Source organism: Sanguibacter antarcticus (assembly GCF_002564005.1).
GTDB classification, from domain to species: domain Bacteria; phylum Actinomycetota; class Actinomycetes; order Actinomycetales; family Cellulomonadaceae; genus Sanguibacter; species Sanguibacter antarcticus.
The window spans coordinates 1,471,190-1,493,441 of the sequence record NZ_PDJG01000001.1 but is presented as its reverse complement, the minus strand read 5'-3'; the positions used below and the strand labels follow the sequence as shown (position 1 = coordinate 1,493,441).

At 68.2% G+C, this 22,252-nt stretch carries 21 protein-coding genes; 16 read left to right on the top strand and 5 right to left on the bottom strand.

Going from position 1 to position 22,252, the window contains the following annotated elements:
• Window positions 1–50: 50 nt before the first annotated feature.
• A complete protein-coding gene (locus ATL42_RS06760) occupies window positions 51–2,174 on the top strand; it encodes an ATP-dependent DNA helicase (RefSeq protein ID WP_169925357.1) in 2,124 nt (707 codons plus the stop codon).
• A 30-nt stretch (window positions 2,175–2,204) separates the two neighbouring features.
• Complete coding sequence (locus ATL42_RS06755; RefSeq protein WP_098454690.1) at window positions 2,205–3,212, top strand: L-lactate dehydrogenase; 1,008 nt, start codon at window positions 2,205–2,207, stop codon at window positions 3,210–3,212.
• Window positions 3,213–3,300: 88 nt separating this feature from the next.
• On the opposite strand, the gene lexA is transcribed toward ATL42_RS06755, so the two are convergent.
• On the bottom strand, window positions 3,301–4,008 hold the full coding sequence (gene lexA / locus ATL42_RS06750) for a transcriptional repressor LexA (protein ID WP_245862722.1): 708 nt from the start codon (window positions 4,006–4,008) through the stop codon (window positions 3,301–3,303).
• Between the two features lie 329 nt (window positions 4,009–4,337).
• Here lexA and ATL42_RS16385 point away from each other — a divergent pair, with 329 nt between their 5' ends.
• The 3 genes from ATL42_RS16385 (at window position 4,338) to ATL42_RS06735 (ending at window position 5,662) form a co-directional block, all read left to right on the top strand.
• Window positions 4,338–4,700 (top strand): LysM peptidoglycan-binding domain-containing protein, encoded by a 363-nt coding sequence (locus tag ATL42_RS16385; protein ID WP_169925356.1) that lies wholly within the window; start codon window positions 4,338–4,340, stop codon window positions 4,698–4,700.
• 100 nt (window positions 4,701–4,800) lie between these two features.
• Window positions 4,801–5,307, top strand: a complete 507-nt coding sequence (gene nrdR, locus ATL42_RS06740; RefSeq protein ID WP_098454689.1) for a transcriptional regulator NrdR — start codon at window positions 4,801–4,803, stop codon at window positions 5,305–5,307.
• 166 nt (window positions 5,308–5,473) lie between these two features.
• Window positions 5,474–5,662, top strand: coding sequence for a DUF5302 domain-containing protein (locus ATL42_RS06735; RefSeq protein WP_098454688.1), 189 nt, complete (start codon window positions 5,474–5,476; stop codon window positions 5,660–5,662).
• A gap of 97 nt (window positions 5,663–5,759) precedes the next feature.
• Here the strand turns inward: ATL42_RS06735 and serA are convergent, their stop codons facing one another.
• Both serA and ATL42_RS06725 read right to left on the bottom strand, forming a co-directional pair.
• Window positions 5,760–6,971 (bottom strand): phosphoglycerate dehydrogenase, encoded by a 1,212-nt coding sequence (serA, locus tag ATL42_RS06730; protein ID WP_098454687.1) that lies wholly within the window; start codon window positions 6,969–6,971, stop codon window positions 5,760–5,762.
• Between the two features lie 45 nt (window positions 6,972–7,016).
• Window positions 7,017–9,284: a HelD family protein gene (locus ATL42_RS06725; protein ID WP_098454686.1), complete on the bottom strand. Its 2,268-nt coding sequence runs from the start codon at window positions 9,282–9,284 to the stop codon at window positions 7,017–7,019.
• A gap of 199 nt (window positions 9,285–9,483) precedes the next feature.
• On the opposite strand from ATL42_RS06725, the gene ATL42_RS06720 reads away from it, so the two are divergent.
• The 4 genes from ATL42_RS06720 (at window position 9,484) to ATL42_RS06705 (ending at window position 13,974) form a co-directional block, all read left to right on the top strand.
• Window positions 9,484–10,749 carry a PP2C family protein-serine/threonine phosphatase gene (locus ATL42_RS06720; RefSeq protein ID WP_098454685.1) on the top strand — a complete coding sequence of 422 codons (1,266 nt, stop codon included), beginning with the start codon at window positions 9,484–9,486 and terminating at the stop codon, window positions 10,747–10,749.
• Window positions 10,746–12,479, top strand: coding sequence for a sensor histidine kinase (locus ATL42_RS06715; protein WP_245862231.1), 1,734 nt, complete (start codon window positions 10,746–10,748; stop codon window positions 12,477–12,479). Before ATL42_RS06720 ends, ATL42_RS06715 begins: the two co-directional genes overlap by 4 nt.
• Window positions 12,476–12,916: a response regulator gene (locus tag ATL42_RS06710; RefSeq protein ID WP_098454684.1), complete on the top strand. Its 441-nt coding sequence runs from the start codon at window positions 12,476–12,478 to the stop codon at window positions 12,914–12,916. The genes ATL42_RS06715 and ATL42_RS06710 overlap by 4 nt, the downstream gene beginning before the upstream one ends.
• A 125-nt stretch (window positions 12,917–13,041) precedes the next feature.
• Window positions 13,042–13,974, top strand: coding sequence for a PAC2 family protein (locus ATL42_RS06705; RefSeq protein ID WP_098454683.1), 933 nt, complete (start codon window positions 13,042–13,044; stop codon window positions 13,972–13,974).
• 42 nt (window positions 13,975–14,016) lie between these two features.
• Here ATL42_RS06705 and ATL42_RS06700 read toward each other — a convergent pair whose 3' ends face one another.
• Window positions 14,017–14,931 carry a spermidine synthase gene (locus ATL42_RS06700; protein WP_245862229.1) on the bottom strand — a complete coding sequence of 305 codons (915 nt, stop codon included), beginning with the start codon at window positions 14,929–14,931 and terminating at the stop codon, window positions 14,017–14,019.
• Between the two features lie 172 nt (window positions 14,932–15,103).
• On the opposite strand from ATL42_RS06700, the gene ATL42_RS16160 reads away from it, so the two are divergent.
• The 6 genes from ATL42_RS16160 to ftsL all read left to right on the top strand — a co-directional run bounded on the left by ATL42_RS16160 (window position 15,104) and on the right by ftsL (window position 19,770).
• Entirely contained in the window at window positions 15,104–15,553 is a 450-nt protein-coding gene (locus ATL42_RS16160) for an SAV_6107 family HEPN domain-containing protein (protein ID WP_143556709.1), read from the top strand.
• Window positions 15,550–16,809, top strand: a complete 1,260-nt coding sequence (gene dinB, locus ATL42_RS06685) for a DNA polymerase IV (RefSeq protein WP_098454679.1) — start codon at window positions 15,550–15,552, stop codon at window positions 16,807–16,809. Before ATL42_RS16160 ends, dinB begins: the two co-directional genes overlap by 4 nt.
• A 40-nt stretch (window positions 16,810–16,849) precedes the next feature.
• Entirely contained in the window at window positions 16,850–17,290 is a 441-nt protein-coding gene (locus ATL42_RS06680) for a DUF3040 domain-containing protein (RefSeq protein WP_098454678.1), read from the top strand.
• A 365-nt stretch (window positions 17,291–17,655) separates the two neighbouring features.
• Window positions 17,656–18,120 (top strand): division/cell wall cluster transcriptional repressor MraZ, encoded by a 465-nt coding sequence (gene mraZ / locus ATL42_RS06675; RefSeq protein WP_425443190.1) that lies wholly within the window; start codon window positions 17,656–17,658, stop codon window positions 18,118–18,120.
• Window positions 18,121–18,322: 202 nt separating this feature from the next.
• Window positions 18,323–19,342 (top strand): 16S rRNA (cytosine(1402)-N(4))-methyltransferase RsmH, encoded by a 1,020-nt coding sequence (gene rsmH / locus ATL42_RS06670; RefSeq protein WP_098454676.1) that lies wholly within the window; start codon window positions 18,323–18,325, stop codon window positions 19,340–19,342.
• Window positions 19,343–19,344: 2 nt separating this feature from the next.
• Window positions 19,345–19,770, top strand: coding sequence for a cell division protein FtsL (gene ftsL / locus ATL42_RS06665; RefSeq protein WP_098454675.1), 426 nt, complete (start codon window positions 19,345–19,347; stop codon window positions 19,768–19,770).
• A 136-nt stretch (window positions 19,771–19,906) separates the two neighbouring features.
• On the opposite strand, the gene ATL42_RS16685 is transcribed toward ftsL, so the two are convergent.
• Window positions 19,907–20,362: a hypothetical protein gene (locus ATL42_RS16685; RefSeq protein WP_245862226.1), complete on the bottom strand. Its 456-nt coding sequence runs from the start codon at window positions 20,360–20,362 to the stop codon at window positions 19,907–19,909.
• A gap of 25 nt (window positions 20,363–20,387) precedes the next feature.
• Between ATL42_RS16685 and ATL42_RS06660 the strand changes: the two genes are divergently transcribed.
• Window positions 20,388–22,160 (top strand): peptidoglycan D,D-transpeptidase FtsI family protein, encoded by a 1,773-nt coding sequence (locus ATL42_RS06660; protein ID WP_245862222.1) that lies wholly within the window; start codon window positions 20,388–20,390, stop codon window positions 22,158–22,160.
• The last annotated feature ends 92 nt before the right edge of the window (window positions 22,161–22,252 follow it).

The window sequence follows — 22,252 nt, the reverse complement described above, 5'->3', positions numbered from 1 at the left end:
CTCCTGGCCTGGCGTCAGGCTCCCTCACGCCGGACCGTAGACTCACTCGGGTGAGCGACGCCAAGACACCTCAGGCCTCCGGCGCCGCGGTGGACCACCTGCTCGACCTCGCGGTGGGTCGTCTCGGTGGTGCACGGCGAGACGGCCAGCACGAGATGGCTGCGGCCGTGGCGCACGCCATGGACTCTGGTGAGCACCTCCTGGTCCAGGCGGGAACCGGCACCGGAAAGTCCCTCGGCTACCTCGTCCCGGCCGTGCACCACGCGGTGCACAGCGGTGAGCGAGTCATCGTCTCGACCGCGACCCTGGCGCTCCAGCGTCAGATCATGACGAGGGACCTGCCTCTCGTCGCCGACACACTCGCACCGCACCTGCCGCGCGCACCTCGGCTCGCGCTCCTCAAGGGCTGGCACAACTACGCGTGCCTGCACAAGATCGCGGGCGGCTACCCACCTGACGACGCCGGCACCCTGTTCGACCTTCCCCGGTCCGAAGGCCCCACCGAGCCGCTGAGCGGGACGTCGGACGACGTCGCCGACGCACCCTCCGGGCTCGGCCAGCAGATCGTCCGGGTCCGCGAGTGGGCGGCAGACACCGAGTCAGGGGACCGGGACGACCTCGTGCCGGGCGTCCCCGACCGTGTGTGGCGTCAGGTCTCCGTGACAGCCCTCGAGTGCCTCGGGCAGAAGTGCCCGCTCATCGAGGAGTGCCACCCCGAGCGTGCCCGAGGAGTCGCTCGTGAGGCGGACATCGTGGTGACCAACCACGCGATGCTCGGCATCGCCGCCACGGGCTCGCCGAACGTGCTTCCCGAGCACTCGGTCATCGTCGCGGACGAGGCGCACGAGCTGCCGGACCGCGTCACGTCTGCTGCCACCGCGGAGCTCTCCGTCGCCTCGATCGAGCACGCTGCGCGCCAGGCACGGCGGCACGGCGGGATCATGACGACCGATCTCGACGCCGCTGCAGCCGACTTCGGGTCTGTCCTGGCAGGGCTGCCTGCAGAGCGTTTCCCTGACGGGCTTCCCGAGGGCGCTCGGCTCGCTGTCGCCGGGATCCGGGACGCAGCTCGGGCCCTGGTGACGGCTCTCAAGCCGGAGCCCAGCGGACCCGGTACCGCCGCGTCGGGTGTCGCGAGCAGCGGGCTCAAGATGGCCTCGTCGAGCATGCTCATGGTCTTCGAGATCGCCGAGCGCATGGCAGGCGACACCACGAGCTTTGACGTCCTGTGGTGCTCGCGCGCCGGCGACGGCGGCTTCGGAGCCGGGATGTCGAAGCTGCACGCTGCCCCGCTCGGAGTCTCGGGGCTCATGCGGACGAACCTCTGGGACGAGAAGGTCGGGATCCTCACGTCAGCCACCTTGGCGCTCGGTGAGTCGTTCGAGCCGATCGCGCGTGCGGTCGGGCTCGAGACGAGCACCACCGAGCCGGGGGAGGCCTCTGAGACAGGAGCGGGGGCAGGGGCGCAGGCATCGACATCGACGCCATCAGCTGCGCGGTGGACGGGTCTCGACGTCGGGAGCCCGTTCGACTACCCGAAGCAGGGGATCCTCTACATCGCGAAGACCTTGCCGACGCCTGGGAGCCAAGCGACCACGGACGCGCAGGCCGACGAGATGGCCGCGCTCATGGAGGCCGCCGGTGGACGCACCCTCGGTCTCTTCTCGTCTCGCCGTGCCGCTGAGCGTGCAGCCGAGCTCCTCCGTCCGCGACTTCCGTTCCCGGTCTTGTGCCAGGGGGACGATCAGCTCCCTGCGCTCGTGCGCGCCTTCGCTGAGGACGACGCGACGTGCCTCTTCGGCACGCTCTCCCTCTGGCAAGGTGTCGACGTCCCCGGGCCGGCGTGCACGCTCGTCATGATCGACCGGATCCCGTTCCCGCGACCGGACGACCCGGTCAAGGCTGCTCGCGCGCGCTTCGTCGAGACGCACGGGGGCAACGGCTTCATGCAGGTCTCGGCCACGCACGCGGCGCTCCTCCTCGCACAGGGCGCTGGCCGCCTCATCCGGACGATGTCCGACAAGGGCGTCGTTGCGGTCCTCGACCCACGGTTGGCCACCGCCCGGTATGGTTCGTTCTTGGTGCAGTCCTTGCCGGACTTCTGGCGGACGACCAGCACAGACACCGCGCTCTCCGCTCTCCGACGTCTCGCTGACCTGCGCGAAGGCGTATGACGACCTATCCCACCACCCGCTGGAGGAAGCATGAACGACGCTGATCAGACCGGTACCCGCGACCGTTCCGCGGTCGCGCTGCCCCGGGCTCGCAAGACGACCAAGGTCGCGGTCGTCGGCGCCGGTGCGGTCGGTTCGACCATGGCGTACGCAGCACTCATGCGTGGTTCGGCCCGTACGGTGGCGTTGTTCGACATCAACAAGGCGAAGGTCGAGGCCGAGGCGCTCGACCTGGCGCACGGCATCCAGTTCATGCCGATGGCACAGGTCGTCGGGTCCGACGACGTGGCGGTGTGTGCGGACGCTGACGTCATCATGGTCACGGCGGGCGCGAAGCAGAAGCCGGGTCAGACACGGATCGACCTCGCCGAGGCGACGATCGGGCTCGTGTCGAAGATCCTCCCGAGCCTTCTCGAGGTCGCGCCGGACGCGATCTACGTCATGGTGACCAATCCCGTCGACATCGTCACGTACGCATCCTTGAAGATCACCGGTCTGCCGCCGACACAGCTCTTCGGGTCGGGTACGGTCCTCGACTCGTCTCGGCTGCGCTACCTCATCGCCGAGCACGCTGGCGTGGCCGTGCAGAATGTCCACGCCTACATGGCGGGGGAGCACGGTGACAGCGAGATCCCCTTGTGGAGCTCGGCCACGATCGGTGGCGTGCCGCTGCTGGACTGGAGCGGGATCGAAGGACGTGGAGCGTTGACGCTCAGCGACCGCGACGAGATCGCGCACGAGGTGGTGAACTCCGCATACCGCATCATCGAGGGCAAGGGCGCGACGAACTATGCGGTCGCACTGGCGGGGACCCGCATCATCGAGGCGGTCCTCAATGACGAGAACAGGGTGCTGCCTGTCTCGACGCTTCTCGACGACTACTACGGGATCAGCGACATCTGCCTCTCGGTCCCGACGCTCGTCGGTCGGCGTGGCTGCACCGACCGTCTCGCGGTCCCGCTGTCACCTGTCGAGATCAGGGGCCTGCAGCACTCGGCCACGGCGCTCAAAGCGGTGGCCCGACAGTTCGGCTACTGACGGAGCCCGTTCTCGGCTCGATCAGGGCCCGCGGCAAAGGTCGTCCACCTCCGAGCCGGGGCGGCAGGCCCTGCGTGCAGCGTCTCGGTCAGAGGCTTCGCAGGACGCTGACGACGCGGCCGAGGACGGTCGCCTCGTCACCTGAGATCGGGCTGAACGCGGCGTTGTGCGGCATGAGCCAGACGTGGCCGTCCACGCGACGGAACGACTTGATGGTCGCTTCGCCGTCGATCATGGCTGCGACGATCTCGCCGTTCTCCGCGACGGGCTGGCGACGGACGACGACCCAGTCCCCGTCGCAGATGGCTGCATCGATCATCGAGTCGCCGACGACGCGCAGGAGGAACAGGTCGCCGTCGCCGACGAGCTGACGGGGAAGAGGGAAGACGTCCTCGACGACCTGCTCAGCGAGGACGGGCCCGCCGGCAGCGATCCGACCGACCACCGGAACGTACGACGGTGCCGGGTGGGCGTCGCTGTCGACGTTCTCGCCGTTCGCATCGCGGAACGTGGTGCGGGCATCGACCGCGGCGACCGCGAGGGGCTCTCCCTGGTGGACGAGCTCCATGGCGCGGGGACGGTTCGGGTCGCGGCGGAGGTACCCCTTGCGCTCGAGCGCGGTGAGCTGGTGCTTGACGCTCGACGGGCTGGTCAGGCCGACCGTGAGTCCGATCTCTCGCATGCTCGGCGCGTATCCCCGGGACTCGATAGAGGTGCGGATCGTCGCCAAGACGTCTCGCTGACGCTCGGTGAGCCCGTCCGTCGCCGGTTCCTGCGGAGCGCTGAGGAGTTCCACCGCCCCGCGGGCACGGTCGTTCGTCCGGGCCGTATTCCCTGGTGCCACGATGTGCCTCCGTCGTCGATCGGTCGAGATTCTGGTGGTCGAGATGCTTGCCGTGAGGCTGCCGTGCTGGTCAGCCGCACAGGATGTCAGTGGCTCGTGGTCGAGTACTGCCCAGGGGGCTGCGCCCAACACTAGGGCGATTCGGGCATCGGATCAAACACGTGTTCGAGCGTGTCGCCCCAGACCCTTGCGTTTCGCGAGATCTTTCGTACAGTTGTACGACGAACAGGTGTTCGAACGGCGACGCGCCGCTCGTCGAGAGCAGCGCTGAAGGAGTACTCATGGCACACGTGGTGGCGCTCTCGTCGGGAGCCGCGCACATTCGCTCGGGCGTCGAGGACTGGCTCGGTATCGCTGATCTCGAGATCACCCGACGTGGACGCCTCGTCGTGTGGACGATTGGCGTCGCCCTCATGCTGGTGGTGCTCCTGATGGGCGGGCGTGCGGTCGCAGGGTCGCCTGACTCGGCCACGCACGTCATGCCGCATACCGTCTCGCAGGGCGAGACGCTGTGGGCGATCGCCTCGACCGTCGCGCACCCGGGGGAGGACCTTCGCGACGTGGTCAGCCTCATCATCGAGGTCAACGGACGGTCCTCTGCAGACCTGCAGGCTGGCGAACAGATCCTGCTCCCGCTCCGGTGAGCGGCGGCCAGCAAGGCCATCGTGCACAGAGCGCGTAGGGTTGCTGTGGTCAAGCGACCGCGTTCCTGCCAGGTCGCTGCTGCCGCATAGTGGAGGTCTCGTGCACTGCCCGTTCTGTCGCCACTCAGACTCGCGCGTCGTCGACTCTCGGACGTCCGACGACGGCGCGTCCATCCGACGTCGACGTCAGTGCCCCCAGTGCAACCGTCGATTCACGACCCTGGAGACAGCGAGCCTCTCTGTCGTCAAGCGGTCCGGCGTCACCGAGCCCTTCAGCCGGGCGAAGGTGGTCAGCGGTGTCCGCAAGGCGTGTCAGGGACGACCAGTGAGCGAAGACGACCTGGCGCTCCTCGCCCAGCGAGTGGAGGAGGCGGTGCGTGCCACCGGCAGCGCGGAGCTCGACGCCTACGAGATCGGATTGACGATCCTCGGCCCGCTCCGCGAGCTCGACGAGGTCGCGTACCTGAGGTTCGCCAGCGTCTACCAGGCGTTCGACTCCCTCGACGACTTCGAGGCAGCCATCAACCTCTTGCGGATGGAGCACGCGCAGGCGCTCGCCGCGAGCGACGACGAGTCCGCGCCAGGGTCCACGGAGAGCATCGGCTGACCCGTGACGCGCATCCGCGCGCTACGGTGTGTCAGCAGCCTGCTCGGCAGTGCAGCAGCGACACGACCATGACCATGCGTCTATCGCCTGGTGGTGGGCTGTGATGTGAGGAAGTCTTGCACGTGCATCAGGTACGGACAGGCACCAAGACGAGGAGGTCCGGCACATGACGCAGGACAGCAACGAACGCGAGAGCTCGGTCAGCGCTGACACCAAGGCGAAGTTCAAAGAGGCGCTCGCGCGCAAGAACGCTTCGCAGCACCGAACGACCGAAGGATCGTCCAACACCGGCACCGTGCACGGCTCGGAGACCGCGGGCCCCGTCCAGCGGACCTTCCGCCGCAAGTCCGGCTGAGGGCGTGCGGCACGCGAGAGTGCTGCGCTGAACCGACCTGGAAAACGGGTGTGGCCCCGTCCCGCATCTGCGGGACGGGGCCACACCCGTTCTGAGATCAGACGTGCGTCTCGGTCATCACGCGGAGCTTGATCGTCTGGTCCATCGAACGCAGAGCGTCGATGACAGCCGACTCGAGCGCAGAACCGGCGTCGGTGACGACATAGCCGATCTCGCCCCGGGTCGCGAGCAGCTGTCCCTCGATGTTCGTGCCGTGCTCAGCGAGGGTGCGGTTGACTGCGGCGAGGACGCCGGGAGTGTTGCGGTGGAGGTGAGCCACGCGGGCGACCCCGGTCGAGTTCTCGAGAGCAAGATTCGGGAGGTTGACGCTGAGGGTCGTGGTCCCGGTCCGGACGTAGTCCTTGATCTTGTTGGCGACGAAGATGCCGATCGACTCTTGAGCCTCGAGCGTCGATCCGCCGATATGCGGGGTGAGGATGACGTTCGGCAGCCCGCGGAGCTCAGACTCGAACGCATCTCCGCGCTTCTTGGGCTCCTGGGGGAACACGTCGATCGCGGCGCCTGAGAGATGCTGGGTGAGGATCGCTTCGCGAAGTGCTCCGGTGTCGACGACGAAGCCGCGTGAGAGGTTGAGGAAGATCGATCCAGGCTTCATCTGAGCGAACTGCTTCTCGCCGAAGAGCCCAGCGTTGCCTCCGCGCCCGTCGACGTGCAGCGTGACGATGTCGGAGATCGCCAGAAGGTCCGCGAGGGAGTCCATGCGGCGCGCGTTGCCGAGCGCGAGCTTCTCTGCGGTGTCGTAGAACACGACGGACATCCCGAGGTTCTCACCGAGGACGGAGAGCTGGGTGCCGATGTTTCCGTACCCGATGATCCCGAGAGTGCGTCCACGCACCTCGTGGGAGCCCTCGGCGGACTTGTCCCACGTCCCCGCGTGGAGCGCCTTGTCCCGCTCGGTGAGCCGGCGCGTCAGCGAGATGATCTCGGCGAGGGCGATCTCCACGACCGAGCGTGTGTTGGAGAAGGGCGCGTTGAACACAGCGACCCCGTGCTCCGCGGCAGACTTGAGGTCGATCTGGTTCGTCCCGATGCAGAACGCCCCGATCGTCAGGAGATCGGTCGACGCCGCGATGACGCGGTCCGTCACCTGGGTCTTGGAGCGGATCCCGAGGATGTGGACACCTGCGAGGGCGTCGATGAGCTCGTTCTCGTCGAGCGCGCCCGTGCGGGTCTCGACCTCGATCCCCTGGGCAGAGAGGATCTCGATGGTGAGTGGGTGGACATTTTCCAGAAGGAGGGCCTTGAGCACACCGTCATACTGCTCCTCGCGGAGAGTTTGGCCAAACGAGTCTTGTCACTCGGACGGCGACAGGGCGTCCTGGGTTTCGTCGCCGAGCCCGAGCGGCAGCGCGAGCGCGTGGACGACGTGAAGGAACTTCGTCGGACGTGTCATGGCCACATAGAGGTCGGAGGCACCGCCTGGCCCGGTGAGGATCTGCTGTGGTTCGACGAGGACCACCGCATCGAACTCGAGCCCCTTCGCCTGCGAGGCGGTCAGGACGGACAGGGCGTCGAGGGGGAGCGTCGGGTCGGGGGCGCCCTGGCGGTCCGCCACCGCAGCGAGCTCGGTGAGCAGCTCTCCGTGCTGGGCGGTGCTCGCGATGACCGCGACCGCGCCCGCACCGTCGACGACCACCTCACCCAGGGTCCGCAGCGCGAGCGCGACGGTGTCGTGGGTGATCGCCTCGGCGGTCGTCGGGTGGAGGTTCAGGGCTCCCGGGTACTCGCGTGCCGAGGTGAGCGGCGAGACGGGCAGGCCCGCTGCGAGCGCGAGCCGGCGCGCCGCGGTGGCGACGCTCTCCGGCGTCCGATAGTTCACCGTGAGCTCCTCTTCGCGCCAGGAGTCCCGCAAGAGCGGGGTGAGCATCGCTGACCACGAGCGGGCTCCAGCGGGCGAGGAGGTCTGGGCGACGTCCCCGACGATGGTCATCGACCGGGTGGGGCACCGGCGCAGCAGCGTGCGCCACGCCATCGCTGACAGCTCCTGCGCTTCGTCGACGACGAGGTGCGCGAACGTCCACGACCGGTCCTGCGCCGCGCGCTCGGCTGTCGTGAGGTACGACCCGCCGCTGGTGAAGCGCTCGGCGAGCGTCTGGGCGTCGACGAGACCGTTGCCTGCGCCGGAGCCTTCGAGGACCTGTCGCGCGTAGTCGAGCGTCTGAGCACGTTCGTCCGAGTCGATGCGTGCCTGGACCTTGGCGGCCTGGTCGTCCTCGCCGAGGAGCTCCGCGGCCTCGTCGAGCAGAGGGACGTCGGACTCGGTCCACGGTGTGCCCACCGCGCGCTGGAGAAGCCGGCGCTCGCGGGGGGAGAGCTCCGGGGCGGCCTCGTCGAGACGGTGCGGCTTGATGTACAGGTCTTCGACGAGACGCTGAGGGGTCAACGGCATCCAGGCGAGATTGAGCGCTATACGGATCTCGCGGGTGGTGCGCAGCTCTTCGATCACCTCGCCGCGCTCGTCGTCCGCGAGCGGGAACCGCATCTGCGCGATGTACTGGTCGGCCAACCGCGAGAGCATCTCTCGGACGAACGTCACCCGTGCGAGGTTGTGCGGCTTGTGGTGGCGGCGTGCCTTGACGATCGCCTCTCGGACGTCGGACCGCCGGACGACAATGTCGTGACCGTCGACCCGGACGTGCCGGTCTTCCGCGGGCACCCGCTCGCGTGCGCGCACCGCGCGCCGGACGATCGCTCCGAAGACGGCGCGGCCCTTGATCTCCGCGACCTCCGGCGACTCGACGGCGCGCGCAGAGATCCCTGGCAGGAGGTCGGAGATCGTCGTGCTCACGACGCCCGTCTCGCCCAGGGACGGCAGGACCTGGTCGATGTACCGGAGGAACGACTGGCTCGGTCCGATGAGCAGGACGCCCGAACGTTCGAGGAGCCGCCGGTGGGCGTAGAGGAGGTACGCCGCCCGGTGGAGGGCGACCGCGGTCTTGCCTGTCCCCGGGCCTCCCTGGACGACGAGGGCGCCCTGGAGCTCTGAGCGGATGATCGTGTCCTGCTCGGACTGGATGGTGGCGACGATGTCGCCCATGTGGCCCGTGCGTCCGCTCGCGAGGGCGGCGAGCAGCGCACCCTCGCCGGAGAGGTTGAGCGCGCTCCCGTGCCTGGCCGGCATCGACAGGTCGAGGATCTCGTCTTCTAGACCGGTGACGTTCCGTCCCCGCGTCACGAGGTGGCGTCGTCGGGAGACCTCGTCGCGGTGTGCGGCGGTCGCGCGGTAGAACGACTGTGCGGCGGGCGCGCGCCAGTCCGTGAGGATGGAGGTGTGCTCCTCGTCGGTGAGACCGATCCGCCCGATGTATCTCGTCGTCTCGTCGTCGAAGTCGAGCCTGCCGAAGCACAGTCTGTCCTCGACAGCCTCGAGGAGTGCTGAGCGGTCCTCGTAGAGGGTCGCGAACGCGTCTCGCTCGCTGCGGTTCTGCGGCGAACCGCTGGGTCCGACGCGCCTGACCTCGGTCAGGCGTCCGCGAGTGATCCGGCGCAGCTCGTCCAGCCGGGCGTACAACACGTCGAGGGTCTGCTGTTCCAGCTGGATCTCGTCGGACTGATCGGTCACGCTTGTCCCTCCGGGAACGGGTGGTGGTCCTCGGACGACGGTGTGAACGCCCTGGACTCGCGACCGTCCATTATGGCGGACGGGCAGGTGCCCTGACGACGCCGTCCTCCAGGCGGTGTCCTCCCCGTTTCTCCCGCGTCTCGGTCTACCATCGTGTGACCTTTGACAATGTGCGATCAGGAGCGAGGGCTGGACGCGGATGACGGAGATCGGTCTCGCACGGCCTGTCCGTGTACTTCTTGTCGAGGACGACGACGGTGACGCGCTGCTCGTCGACGAGCTCTTCGCCGACGCCGACCTCGAGGTCGACCTGGTCCGGGCGCGTACCGTCGCCGACGCGCTCGTCCACCTCGACGTCGACTGCGTCCTCCTCGATCTCGGCCTCCCGGACTCCGAAGGACTGTCTGCCGTCGAGCGCATCCTCGCCCTGCCGAACGCGCCGGCGCTCGTCGTGCTCACCGGGCTGACGGGGACCGACATGGGGGTGACCGCTCTCGCTGCGGGGGCCCAGGACTTCCTCGTCAAGCACGACGTCGACCCCGACACGCTGGCTCGCTCGGTGCGCTACGCGGTGCAGCGTCGGCTGCTCGACGTCCAGGCGAGGACGATCTACCGCAGCGAGATCCGGGCCGTCGAGACTGCCCGGCTCGAGCATGCGCTCTTGCCGACCCCGTCGGTCGTCGACCCGAGGCTCGCCGTCCACGTCGGGTACCTCCCTGGCGGCAACGGGCTCCTCGGTGGTGACTTCTACGACGTCGTGGAGCGGCCGGACGGGACAGTGATGTGCATCGTCGGTGACGTCGCCGGGCACGGACCAGACGAGGCCGCGCTCGGCGCGACGCTGCGCACGGCCTGGCGCACTCTCGTCCTCGCCGAGCTCCCTGAGGAGCAGATCCTCCCGCTCGTCGAGCGGGTGCTGACGAACGAGCGCGCCCGTCCGGAGACCTTCACCACGTTGTGCCAGGTCGTGGTCGCAGCGGACCGCGCGAGCGCCAGCCTCTACCTGGCGGGGCACCACTCGCCGATCATGCTCGGCGAGACGAGCCGTGCGATCGAGGCGGAGTGTCGCGGCCCGGCGCTCGGCATCCCGGTCGACCTGGCGTGGCGTGCGCAGCACGTCGAGCTCGGTGAGGCGTGGTGGCTCATGCTCTACACCGACGGGCTCCTCGAGGCGACGCTCCTCGACCAGGCGTCCGGTGCCGACCGCGCGACGGCGACCGAACGAGGGGCTGAGCCGCGCGGCGCCGCACGGCTCGGGCTGGAGGGTCTGCTCGAGGCGGTCGACGCGGAGTTCCGCCTCGGGACCGAGGGCTTCGTCGGGCGTCTCCTGCACCATGTGCGGGATGCCCACGGTGGCCGGCTCGTCGATGACGCTGCTGTGCTCCTCCTGGGCTGGGCAGGCCCGTCTGGAGATGGGGGAGGTCAGCGTTCAGCGACGCTCGCAGACTCGGCGGAGTGGTCGTGAGGGGGTCCGGCCGTCGTGCTCGTCCCGACGACGACGGGGGAGCGAGCACCGTCACGCTGCGCCGCCAGCTGAGCATCACCCTGGCGGTAGCGGGCGCCGTCCTCCTGCTCATCGTCACAGCGGCGGCATACTCCCTCACGCAGGTGTTCTCGGTCCAAGGACGGGTGACCGGCTTCTACTACGACGCGATCGTCTCTGGCGACGACCTCTCCGGCTGGTTGGACGACGCGAGCACCGCGCTCGATGCCTACGTCGTCGTGGGCTACGAGCCTGGTCTGGCTCCGTTCGACGAGTCGCCCCAGTCCGCGACCCAGGACGTGAGAGCAGCACTCGTCGAGGAGCTCGGGGAAGGCTCGTCGACGGTGAACGAGCTCGACGCAGCCGTCGACGCAGCCACCGCCTGGCGGACGGGGTACGCCGAACCTGTTCTGGCGCTCCCACGGACCGGAGGGAGCATCGCGGTCCCGACAGGCCTCGACCGGCTCGGGGTGTCGCTCTACGCCACGGCGAGAGCCGACGCGAGCGAGTTCACCCGTCATCTGCGGACCGACCGCGACCTCGCCGCACAGAGGCTCACGTCGTCGACGCGGCTCCTCTTCGTCACCGTCCTCATACTGACGCTCGCGGCGCTCGGCGTCGGGCTCGGGGTCTGGTTCACGCTGCAGCGCCGGATCCTCGAGCCGCTGGCCGACCTCGCTGCCAAGGTCGAGGCAGTGAGCGCCGGGTCGCTCGACCAGGCGGTGCACACCCATGCCCCGGGGGAGATCGCCACGCTCGCGAACGCTGTGGACTCCATGCGCGTCGCGCTCGTGGAGCAGATGGCCGAGGCGAGCTCGTCCCGTGCAGAGATCGCCGAGGCCCACCGCCAGGTCACAGAGCAGGCAGAAGAGCTGCGGCGGTCCAACCGCGACCTGGAACAGTTCGCCTACGTGGCGTCCCACGACCTCCAAGAGCCGCTGCGCAAGGTCGCGAGCTTCACCCAGCTCCTCCAGAAGCGCTACGGCGGGCAGCTCGACGACCGGGCCGACCAGTACATCGAGTTCGCTGTGGACGGCGCAAAGCGCATGCAGCGACTCATCCAGGACCTCTTGGGCTTCTCCCGGGTCGGGCGTTCGCTCGACGAGCCTCGGACGATCGCGCTCGCGGACGCGCTCGACGAGGCGCTCGTCAACCTCGAGCCTGCCCTGGAGGGGCTGGGAGCGCGGATCGAGGTGTCCGACCTCCCGACGGTCGTCGGCCAGCCGACGCTGCTCGTCCAGCTCTTCCAGAACCTCGTCGGGAACGCGATCAAGTTTCGTTCGCCCGACCGTCCGCCTGTGGTCAGCATCGGTGCCGAGCGCCGGGAGTCCGGCTGGGAGATCTGGTGCGCGGACAACGGCATCGGGGTGGACGCTCAGTACGCCGACCGGGTCTTCGTCATCTTCCAGAGGCTCCATCCCAAAGACGTCTATGCGGGGACGGGGATCGGGCTCGCGCTGTGCAAGAAGATCGTGGAATACCACGGTGGGGACATCTGGATCGACACCTCCACGGACGAGCCCGACAGCAGCGTGGTCGGCACGACCATCCGCTGGACCCACCCCGACCCGGCCGTGGTGCCTGCCGACGAGGTCGTGGTCAGCGGTGTTGCGACGGTGGAGCTATCCTCATCCACTGACGCACCGACGTCGACCGGCGACGCCCTGCCGAACCCAGGGCGCGCTGTGGAGAATCTCGAGGAGAACCAGTGATCGGACCGATCGACGTCGTGGAAGTCTTGTTGGTCGAGGACGACCCGGGTGACGTGCTCATGACCCAAGAGGCGTTCGAGCACAACAAGGTCGCGAACCATCTCTCCGTGGTGAGCGACGGGGTCAGCGCGATCGAGTTCCTCCGCAAAGAAGGGCCCTACGTCGATGCAGTGACGCCGGACCTCATCTTGCTCGACCTCAACCTCCCCCGCATGGACGGGCGCGAGGTTCTCGCCGTGCTGAAGGCCGACGAAGAGCTGCGCAAGATCCCCGTCGTGGTCCTCACGACGTCGGAGGCCGAGGAGGACGTCGTCCGCGCCTACTCGCTCTATGCGAATGCCTTCGTGACCAAGCCGGTGGACTTCGACAGGTTCATCGAGGTCGTGCAGAAGATCGACGACTTCTTCGTCTCCGTCGTGCGGCTTCCCTCGCGCTGAGCAGGCGGATCGACCGCAGCCTCGGCCTCGGGAAGAAATGCGCACCGGGACGTGTTTGACCTGACGATCGTCCGAACACTGTTCGGTGGACTCGTCCACCGGGCTACACCGACAGGAGGACCCAGGTGCTAGACCCTCACGGGCTCTACGAGATCGACACCGAGGTGGAAGGTGCGAGCGGCCTCGACGCCGTCACCAACGGCACCGGCCCGGTGCTCGTCAACGCGCTCCGGGGACTGGTCGACGCCGGGAGCACCGGCGCTCTGGCCGTCGAGCACCTGCTGGCGGGCGAACGCACGACGCGCCTCGTGACGTTCGACACCGACCAGCTCGTCGACTACCGCTCCAAGCGACCGACGATGGTCTTCGACTCGAATGCCTTCTCGAGCTATGACGCGCCCGTCCTCGCGATCGACGTCGCCCACGACACGGAGGGGACTCCTTTCCTCGTTCTGCACGGGAGCGAGCCGGACGTCCAGTGGGAGAGGTTCGTGGCCGCCGTGTGCTCGCTCGTCGACCGTTTCGGCGTCTCGTTGACCATCGGCATGTACGGCATCCCGATGGGTATCCCGCACACCCGTGCCATGTCCGCGACCGCGCACTCGACGGACAGCTCGCTCATCGGCCACGCGACGTCCTGGTTCGGGAAGGTCAAGGTCCCGGCGAGCGTCGCCAACCTCCTCGAGCTCCGTCTCGGGGAGATCGGTCGTGACGCGATCGGGTACGCGGTGCACGTCCCGCACTACCTGGCGCAGGCGGCCTACCCGCCCGCGGCGATCGTCGCCCTCAACCACGTCGAGGCAGCCACCGGGCTGTCGCTGAACACGGACGCGCTCGTCGCGGCCGCCGGCGAGGCTCGCGAGGCGATCGAGCGTCAGGTCGCGGAGTCCGACGAGGTCGCGGAGGTCGTCCGCGGTCTGGAAGAGCAGTACGACGCCTTCGCACGGTCTGCCGAGCGCGGCAGCCTCTTGGCCGACGCAGCCCCGATCCCGACAGCTGACGAGCTCGGTGCGGAGTTCGAGCGATTCCTCGCACAGCAAGGACCCGAGACCCCGTAGGTCCGTGTCAGATCGCTGAGGCCGCCCGATCGTCGTCCGAGGTCAACGGCCTCGCTGTGGATCGCGCGGGCTGTCGTCCCGCTCTGTCCGAGCCTGCCCGCAGAAGTGTGCCGTCTCGGCGTCTGTCGTGAGGATGTGGGCAGGTACCGCGAGCGAGCGGAGCGAGCGGGCGATGCCCGCCGAGCCCAACGACACCTCGGGCGGCTCTGCAGACGGCGCTCGCAGGGCGAGCACGAGGTTCCCGTAGCGGCGCCCTTTGAGGAGGCCCGGCTCGGAGACGACGGCGAGCTCGCCGCGCCACGCTCCGTTCGCGACAGCGCCGAGCGCGGCTGCGCGTTCCCGTGCGTCGGTCTCGCCGCGCGCGAGAGCCGCTCGCAAGGTCGCCACCTCGGAGCGCGCGGCGCTGAGAGGTGGTCGGTCAGCACAGTTGACGAGATAGAGCCCGCCAGGACGCAGGACGCGCAGCACGTCGTCGACGAACTCGCCTGTGACGAGGTGGTGCGGCGTCTGGTCCCCGGCGAAGACGTCTCGGACGACCACGTCCGTGCTCGCCGCGGCGAGGGTGGCGAGCTCGGCTCGGGCGTCCCCGGCGCGCAGACGCAGACGGGGAGAGCGCGGCAGGTCGAACCAGGTCCGTGCGAGCTCGAGGAGACGGGCATCGATGTCGACACCGATCTGCCGCGATCCTGGCCGTGCGGCATCGATGAACCGCGCCATAGCGCACCCGGCGGCCCCGAGATGGACCGCGTCGAGCGGACCCGGTGGTGCGGCTGCGAGGATCGCGCACATGATCTCCATGTACTCGAAACCGACGTTCAACGGGTCGTCCAGGTCGATGTACGAGCTCGGGACGCCGTTGACGTGGAGCGTCAGCGCGCGCGAGTTGTCGCGGTCGACGAGGAGCTCTGCGGTGCCGGAGGTCGTCTCGACGATCCCCTCGGGCAGGAGCGTCTGCACAGAGCCCCGGCGTGTCAGTGGGTCGTTAGAAGATGGGTTTCGAGCAGATCGGCGAGCCATCGACCCAGACTAGGCGGCCCAGGTGCTCGACCAGCACGAGAGCCGGCAGTCCGCGCGGCACACCTTGACAGGATTCGAACACGTGTTCGACACTAGGAGCGGGAGGATCGACATGACAGCCGCACCAGCACCGTTGCACCCGACGAGCACGGCACCGTTGCCCCGCAGTGTCGTGGAGCTCGTGCGTCGGTGCGACGGCGAGCTCTTGGCCGCCCAGTTGGCATCGGATCCGGCCGAACGGTTCACGCACGGTCATCTCGCGGCGCTGAGGCTCGCCGGCGCAGTCCTGGAAGCCCATGTCCACCGGCCTGCGCGCCCGGCCCGGGGGAGTGCGTGGAGCAGGCTCGTGGCGCTCGAGCCGAGCCTCGCGCCCTGGGCGCGCTTCTTCGAGTCCGGTGCGAGCGTCCGCTCGGCGATCGATGCTGGTCGAACGTCCGCGGTCGACGACGCGCTCGCCTCTCGGTGGGTCGCCGCGGCTGAAGACTTCCGTGATGCCGTGTGCGTGCACCTCGGGATCGATCCGTTCGGTGACCTCGGACAGTCTCTGCGGCGGGCCTCGTGAGCCGAGGGCCACGGTCCTCCTCGCCACGCCGGTCCTGGGGCGACGACGACTCGACCGCCTCGATCCTCCACGTGGACATGGATGCGTTCTTCGCCTCGGTCGAGGTCGCGCGGCGCCCGCACCTGCGCGGCCGACCGGTCGTCGTCGCAGGTTCAGAGCGGAGCGTCGTGCTCGCTGCCACGTACGAGGCGCGGGCCTTCGGCGTACGGTCCGCCATGCCGGTCGGCATGGCGAAGCGGCTCTGTCCTCAAGCGACCTACGTCGCACCCGACCTTCCTGCCTACCGCGAGGTGTCTCGAGGAGTCATGGAGCTCTTGGCGGAGGTGACCACGCTCGTCGAGCCGATCAGCATCGACGAGGCCTTCCTCGACGTGAGCGGAGCGCGACGGCGGCTCGGTTCGTCGACCGCGATCGGCGCGTCGATCAGGGAGAGCGTCCACGCACGGTTCGGCATCACCTGCTCTGTCGGTGTCGCGTCGTCCAAGTTCGTCGCGAAGCTCGCCTCGACGCACGCGAAGCCCGATGGGTTGATGCTCGTGCCTCGTGAGGCGACGGTGCCGTTCCTGCACACGTTGCCGGTCGGCGCCCTGTGGGGGGTCGGTGAGAAGACAGAGCAGAGCCTCGCGCGATGGGGCATCCTCACCGTCGAGCAGCTCGCGAAGACCGACCCGTCTGTTCTGCGGCACATCCTCGGCACAGCTGTCGGTGACCACCTGCTCGACCTCTCGTGGGGGCGTGACGCCCGACCTGTGGAACCGGTCCGGCAGGAGCAGAGCATCGGCGCCGAGAGCACGTTCGATCGTGACGAGTACTCGACGTCGGTCGTCGAGTCGAAGATGCTCGCTCTTGCAGACCGGTGCGCGGCTCGCCTGCGACATCGTGAGCTGCTCGCCCGGAGCGTGAGCGTCAAGGTCCGTACGAGCGACTTTCGCACTCTTACCCGGTCGCGCTCGTTGGCGTCACCGACAGACAGCCGTCAGGAGATCTACTTCGCTGCGCGGCAGCTGTACTCGGCCGTCGACCTCCGTGGTCTGCCGGTGCGTCTCGTCGGGGTACGGGCCGAGATGCTCGAGTCTCGCGGACGAGCGGCGATCCAGCTGACGCTCGACGACGCGGTCGGTGACGTCTCCGCGCAGCAGCGGCAGGCGGAGGCTGTGATGGATGAGGTCCGCAAGCGTTTTGGGGACCGTGCCATCGGCCCAGGAGCAGCACAGGACCGATGGACTACCATCAAGCGAGATGTCGAACTATCCTGATGAGTACGAAGGCCCAACGAACAAGAGTGCGGGGGTAGAGATGCCTCTGTCCGAATACGAACAGCGTGTTCTGGAACAGATGGAGCGAGAGCTCACGTCTGACGACCCGCGGCTGGCGACGACGCTGAAGTCGACGACGCCGCGATCAAGTGTGAGGTACGTCATCGCAGGGATCGGCCTCGTGGTCGGGCTCCTCGCGCTGGTGATCGGTGCTGCGCAGTCCCTGCCCTGGGTGGGGGTGAGCGGCTTCGTCGTCATGTTCGCAGCGGTGGCCTATGCCTTCGCCCAGCCGAAGGAGACACCGTCGGGCCCGCAGGGGATCGTGACCGAAGAGGGTGCCGTCCGCAAGCCTGTCGCAGGCGGTCAGAGGCGTCGTGCCTCTGGTCATGCGTCGAAGCCTTCCAAGAGCAGCGGATCCTTTATGCAGCGCCTCGAAGAGCGGTGGGAACGCCGTAGTCGAGGCGACGACACCGACCGATAGCGAGCTGACGTGACCTGAACCATCCGGTCCACGTCACCGCGAGCACGAACACAGAAGGAGCCGGGCATCAGCCCGGCTCCTTCTGTGTTCCGCCGGTGCGTCGTGACGTCCTCCACATCCCTCCACGGGAGGGGCCTGCTCAGTCCTGCGGCCCCCCGGGCGGCCCTGTCGGCCACATGGTCCAGCAACAAATGGACGTCGGCAACTTATGCGCCTAGAGCCTGATCAAAACCCTCCACCGCCCCCCACCGGCACTACCTGCAGTTTTATGGCGCGGGGGGTGAAGTTTATGTGTTTTCACAGGAATGGTGGAGGGAAGTGGAGTACCGTGGAGCCACCTGGAGCAAGAAGGAGAGGTGCCGGCAGTGACTGAGCTGTTCGGTGGTTCTCCCAGCCTTCTTCTGGGTACCTACACGCCCCGAATCGACGAGAAAGGACGCCTGATACTTCCTGCGAAGTTCCGGACCCAGCTGGCTCAGGGACTGGTGATGACGCGGGGCCAGGAGCGGTGCTTGTTCCTGCTTCCGATGGATGAGTTCCGTCGGATGTACGAGCAGATCCGCCAAGCACCGGTGACGAGCAAGCAGGCGCGTGACTATCTCCGTGTGTTTCTTTCGGGGGCGTCGGACGAGGTGCCTGACAAGCAGGGGCGTATCTCCATTCCGTCGAATCTCCGGCAGTACGCAGGGCTGGATCGGGACGTCGCAGTGATCGGTGCAGGCACCCGGGTGGAGATCTGGGACGCACCCACATGGGAGGCGTACCTCTCTGAGCAAGAAGCCTCGTACTCAGACACGGCAGAGGAGGTCCTTCCCGGACTCCACCTCTGAGAACCATCGCTCGACCATGGTGTTGCAGGGCTGCACGATGAGGCCTCCTCCCGCCCGTCTGACGCACTTCCCCGGTGTCAGACAGTCGCGGAGGGAGACCTGATCGGGTCGCCCGGTACCTCTCCCGTCGTGGGAAGCGCATCAGAACCAACCAGTACACAGATCTCTACTCAGGACAGACGACGGAAGGGCAGGAGGCTCGATGATCCAGGAATCCCAGTCGCAGCCCGTCGCTCCTCACGACGCGGCCGGCCGCCACGTACCCGTGCTGCTCGACCGGTGCGTCGATCTCCTCGCACCGGCTCTCGTGGCGCCCGGAGCCGTCTTTGTGGACTGCACGCTCGGGATGGGCGGACACACCCAGGCTGTGCTCGAACGCCTTCCGACGGTGCGTGCGATCGGCATCGACCGTGACCCGCAGGCACTGCGGCTCGCTGGGGAGAGGCTCGCACACTTCGGTGACAGGTTCGTCGGGGTCCACGCGGTGTACGACGAGATCCCTGAGGTTCTCGCCTCGTTGAAGATCGGGAGCGTCCAGGGAGTTCTCATGGACCTCGGGGTCTCGTCCCTCCAGATCGACGAGTCCGAGCGTGGCTTCTCCTACGCCCACGACGCACCCCTGGACATGCGGATGGACGCGACCGCGAGCCTCACGGCCGCCGACATCCTCAACACGTACGACGAGCGCGAGCTCGCCCGGATCCTGCGTGACTACGGCGAGGAGCGCTTCGCGTCGAAGATCGCCCGCTCGATCGTCGCCAAGCGTGCCCTGCGCCCGTGGGAACGGTCTGCGGATCTCGTCGACCTCGTCCGCGCCTGCATCCCCGCCGCGACCCGCAAGACCGGGGGCAACCCGGCCAAGCGGACGTTCCAGGCGCTGCGCATCGAGGTGAACGGCGAGCTCGAGGTCCTCGAACGAGCCCTGCCGGCTGCGGTTGACGCCCTGGCCGTCGGAGGCCGGATCGTCATCGAGTCCTATCACTCCCTCGAAGACCGTCTCACCAAGCGAGCGCTCGCGCGGGGTGCCGTCTCGAGCGCTCCACCCGATCTTCCTGTCGAACCCGAGACGCACCGTCCCTTCCTCAAGCTCCTCACCCGAGGGGCTGAAGAAGCCGACGAGCACGAGCTCGAGCTCAATCCACGTTCTGCGTCCGTCCGCCTCCGGGCGGCCGAACGCACCCGACCCACCCCTGACCACCTGAAGACCCGGACGGAGCGCTGACCATGAGCACCGCACACGCCAGCGCAGCGCGAAACCTGCCGCACCACGACCGTCCGGCACCTCTCTCGCGGCCGTCCGAGGCCCCGCCGAGGCTCCGGCTCGTCCAAGCGCCGGCCCAGGCACGGAGCCGGGCCCCGTTCGTCCTGGCCTGCATCGGGCTGCTGACCGGGGCGCTGCTCGGGACGCTCGTGCTCAACACGGCCATGGCTGACGGGGCGTACGAGGCGCAGTCCTTGCAGCGTGAGCTTGCGGACGAGGCTGAGACCACCGACATCTTGAACGAGCGTCTCGACGCGTTGACGTCGCCGCAGGCGCTGGCACAACGTGCGACCGACCTCGGGATGGTCCGCGTTTCCGAGCCGCCCGTGCTGCGGCTCTCCGACCAGACGATCATCGGTGGTGCGGCACAGCCTGTGGCCGGGCAATGACCTCGTCGGGCACGACTCCCCGGTCGTCGAGGTCGGGTACGACCCCACGTGCTCCGCGCACCGGTGCGCCCCGTGCTGACGCCGAGCGTTCCTCGACCAGGAAGGCTCCCGCCCGCTCTTCTGAGGCACGGGGACGTCAGGGTGGGTCGCGCACGTCGGCGTCGAGTCCCCGTTCCGCTGCGGCGAAGTCAGGCGATCCTAGGTCCGCCGCCTCGAAGTCTGCTGCGTCGAAGTCCGCTGCGGGCACGTCTGCTGGCTCGCGATCCGCTGCGAGCAAGCCTGCTGGCTCGAGATCCGCTGCACCCAGGTCCGCAGCGCCTCGGGCTGCGAGCTCCCGGTCCACCCCGGCGAAGCAGTCCACCGCCACTCCGTCGTCGGGGCGAAGCGCGCCACGCAAGGCGGCATCGTCGCGCACGAGCGACACCCCGCGCAAGGCTGCGACGCCGCGCACGACCCAACCGTCGCGCAAGATCGCGGCGCCTCGCGTGATCGAGAGCCCGCGCACCGGGTCCGCGCCCCGGAAGAAGCCAGCGACTGCGGCCCAGCGAGGATCGTCGTCCTCGGCGCCCCGGATCGTCCGCCGAGACGTCACGTCGACCGGACGTGCACGCGGTGCCGTGAGCAGCGTCCGCGCGCCGCGGAAGCCGCGGAGCGTCGCGAAGGCCGGGGACCCGGTACGTCGGATCCAGTTCCTCAGCGTCGCGGTCGTCCTCGTCCTCATGCTGTTCTCCGGTCGGCTCGTCTACGTCCAGCTCTATGCTGGCGAGGCGCTCGCAGCGGATGCTCAGCTCATGCGGACGAACGTCAAAGAGATCCCTGCGGTGCGGGGAGAGATCACCGACGCCGACGGCGTCGTGCTCGCGACGTCCGTGACGCGGTACGACATCTTCGTGGACCAGGAGTTCATCGCCAACTGGAAGCACGAGGTGGACAACACCCTGCTCGGCGGACCCACCGAGGCCGCCAGGCTGCTCTCTCCGATCCTCGACATCCCTGCGCCCGAGCTCGCCGCTCAGCTCAACGGGGAGCGCAAGTACAAGATCATCAAGAAGGACGTCGCGCCGGAGACCTGGGACGCCGTAGTCGCTCTGAACATCTCGGGGGTCTACTCGACGCCGTTCGCAAAACGCTCGTATCCTGCGGGAACGACCGGCGGGAACCTCATCGGTTTCGTCGGTAGCGACTCTCAGGGCAAGGCAGGGCTGGAATACTCCCTCAACGACATCCTCGCGGGAACTGAAGGCAGCCTGACGTACGAGCGCGGATCGAAGGGGCACGTCATCCCCACGGGCGAGCAGTCGTCGGTCCCTGAGGTTCCGGGCGACGACGTCCAGCTGACGATCAAGACCGACCTCGAGTGGCTGGTCCAGTCGTCCTTGAACGCGCAGGTCGCCGCGATGGGGGGAACCGGAGGGTTCGCCGTCGTCGAGGACATCAAGACCGGTGCGCTGTACGCGCTCGCGGACTCGGGGACCTTCGACCCGAACAGCCCCGACGGTTTCGGCGGGAGCAAGGCCATCTCGACGATCTTCGATCCCGGATCGACGGCGAAGACCATCACCATGGCCGCCGCGATCGAGACGGGCATCGCGACGCCGACGAGCCAGTACGAGGTGGAGGACAAGTACACGACGGCGAACAACCAGACCTTCAGCGACTCTCACGACCACGAGAAGGAGAGCTGGACGCTCACCGGGATCTTCGCGGAGTCGTCCAACGCTGGCACCGTCATGGTCGGCCAGGACATCCCCAAGCAGGTGCGCCACGACTACCTCACGAAGTTCGGTTTTGGGACCGCCACCGGGATCGAGCTCGCCGGGGAGGAGAAAGGGCTGCTCGCGCCTGCGGACGCCTGGGACGGGCGCACGGAGTACGCGGTGCTGTTCGGGCAGAGCGTCTCGGTGACAGCGCTCCAGGCCACGAGCGTCTTCGCGACGATCGCGAACGACGGCGTGCGCGTCACCCCGCACCTCGTGGCCGGGACCACCTCCCCAGAGGGCGAGTTCACACCCTCCGTCCAGCCGGCGGGTGTCCAGGCAGTCAATGCAGACACCGCAGCACAGGTCCTCAAGATGCTCGAGTCTGCGGTCGTCGACGGGACCGGTGGCAACGCTGTCATCGACGGCTACCGGGTCGCGGGCAAGACAGGAACGGCTCAGACCCCGGACGAGAACGGGGAGCTCAACAACATCCTCGCGTCGTTCATCGGCGTCGCGCCCGTCGACGACCCCCGCCTGGCGGTGGGCGTCTTCATCGAGAACCCGAAGGTCTCGATCTTCGGGGGCGACGCAGCCGCACCCGTCTTCGCCGAGGTGATGTCGGCGGGGCTCCAGCAGCTCGGGGTCGAGCCGACAGGAAGCGTCCCGGACCTCTATCCGACGACCTGGTGACCTGGGGTCGGCAACGGCCACCGACGCTTCGCACGGGCTGTGCCCGGTAGGATCCGTGCTCTAGGCAGGGGTCTTCGCAGGATAGGTTTGCC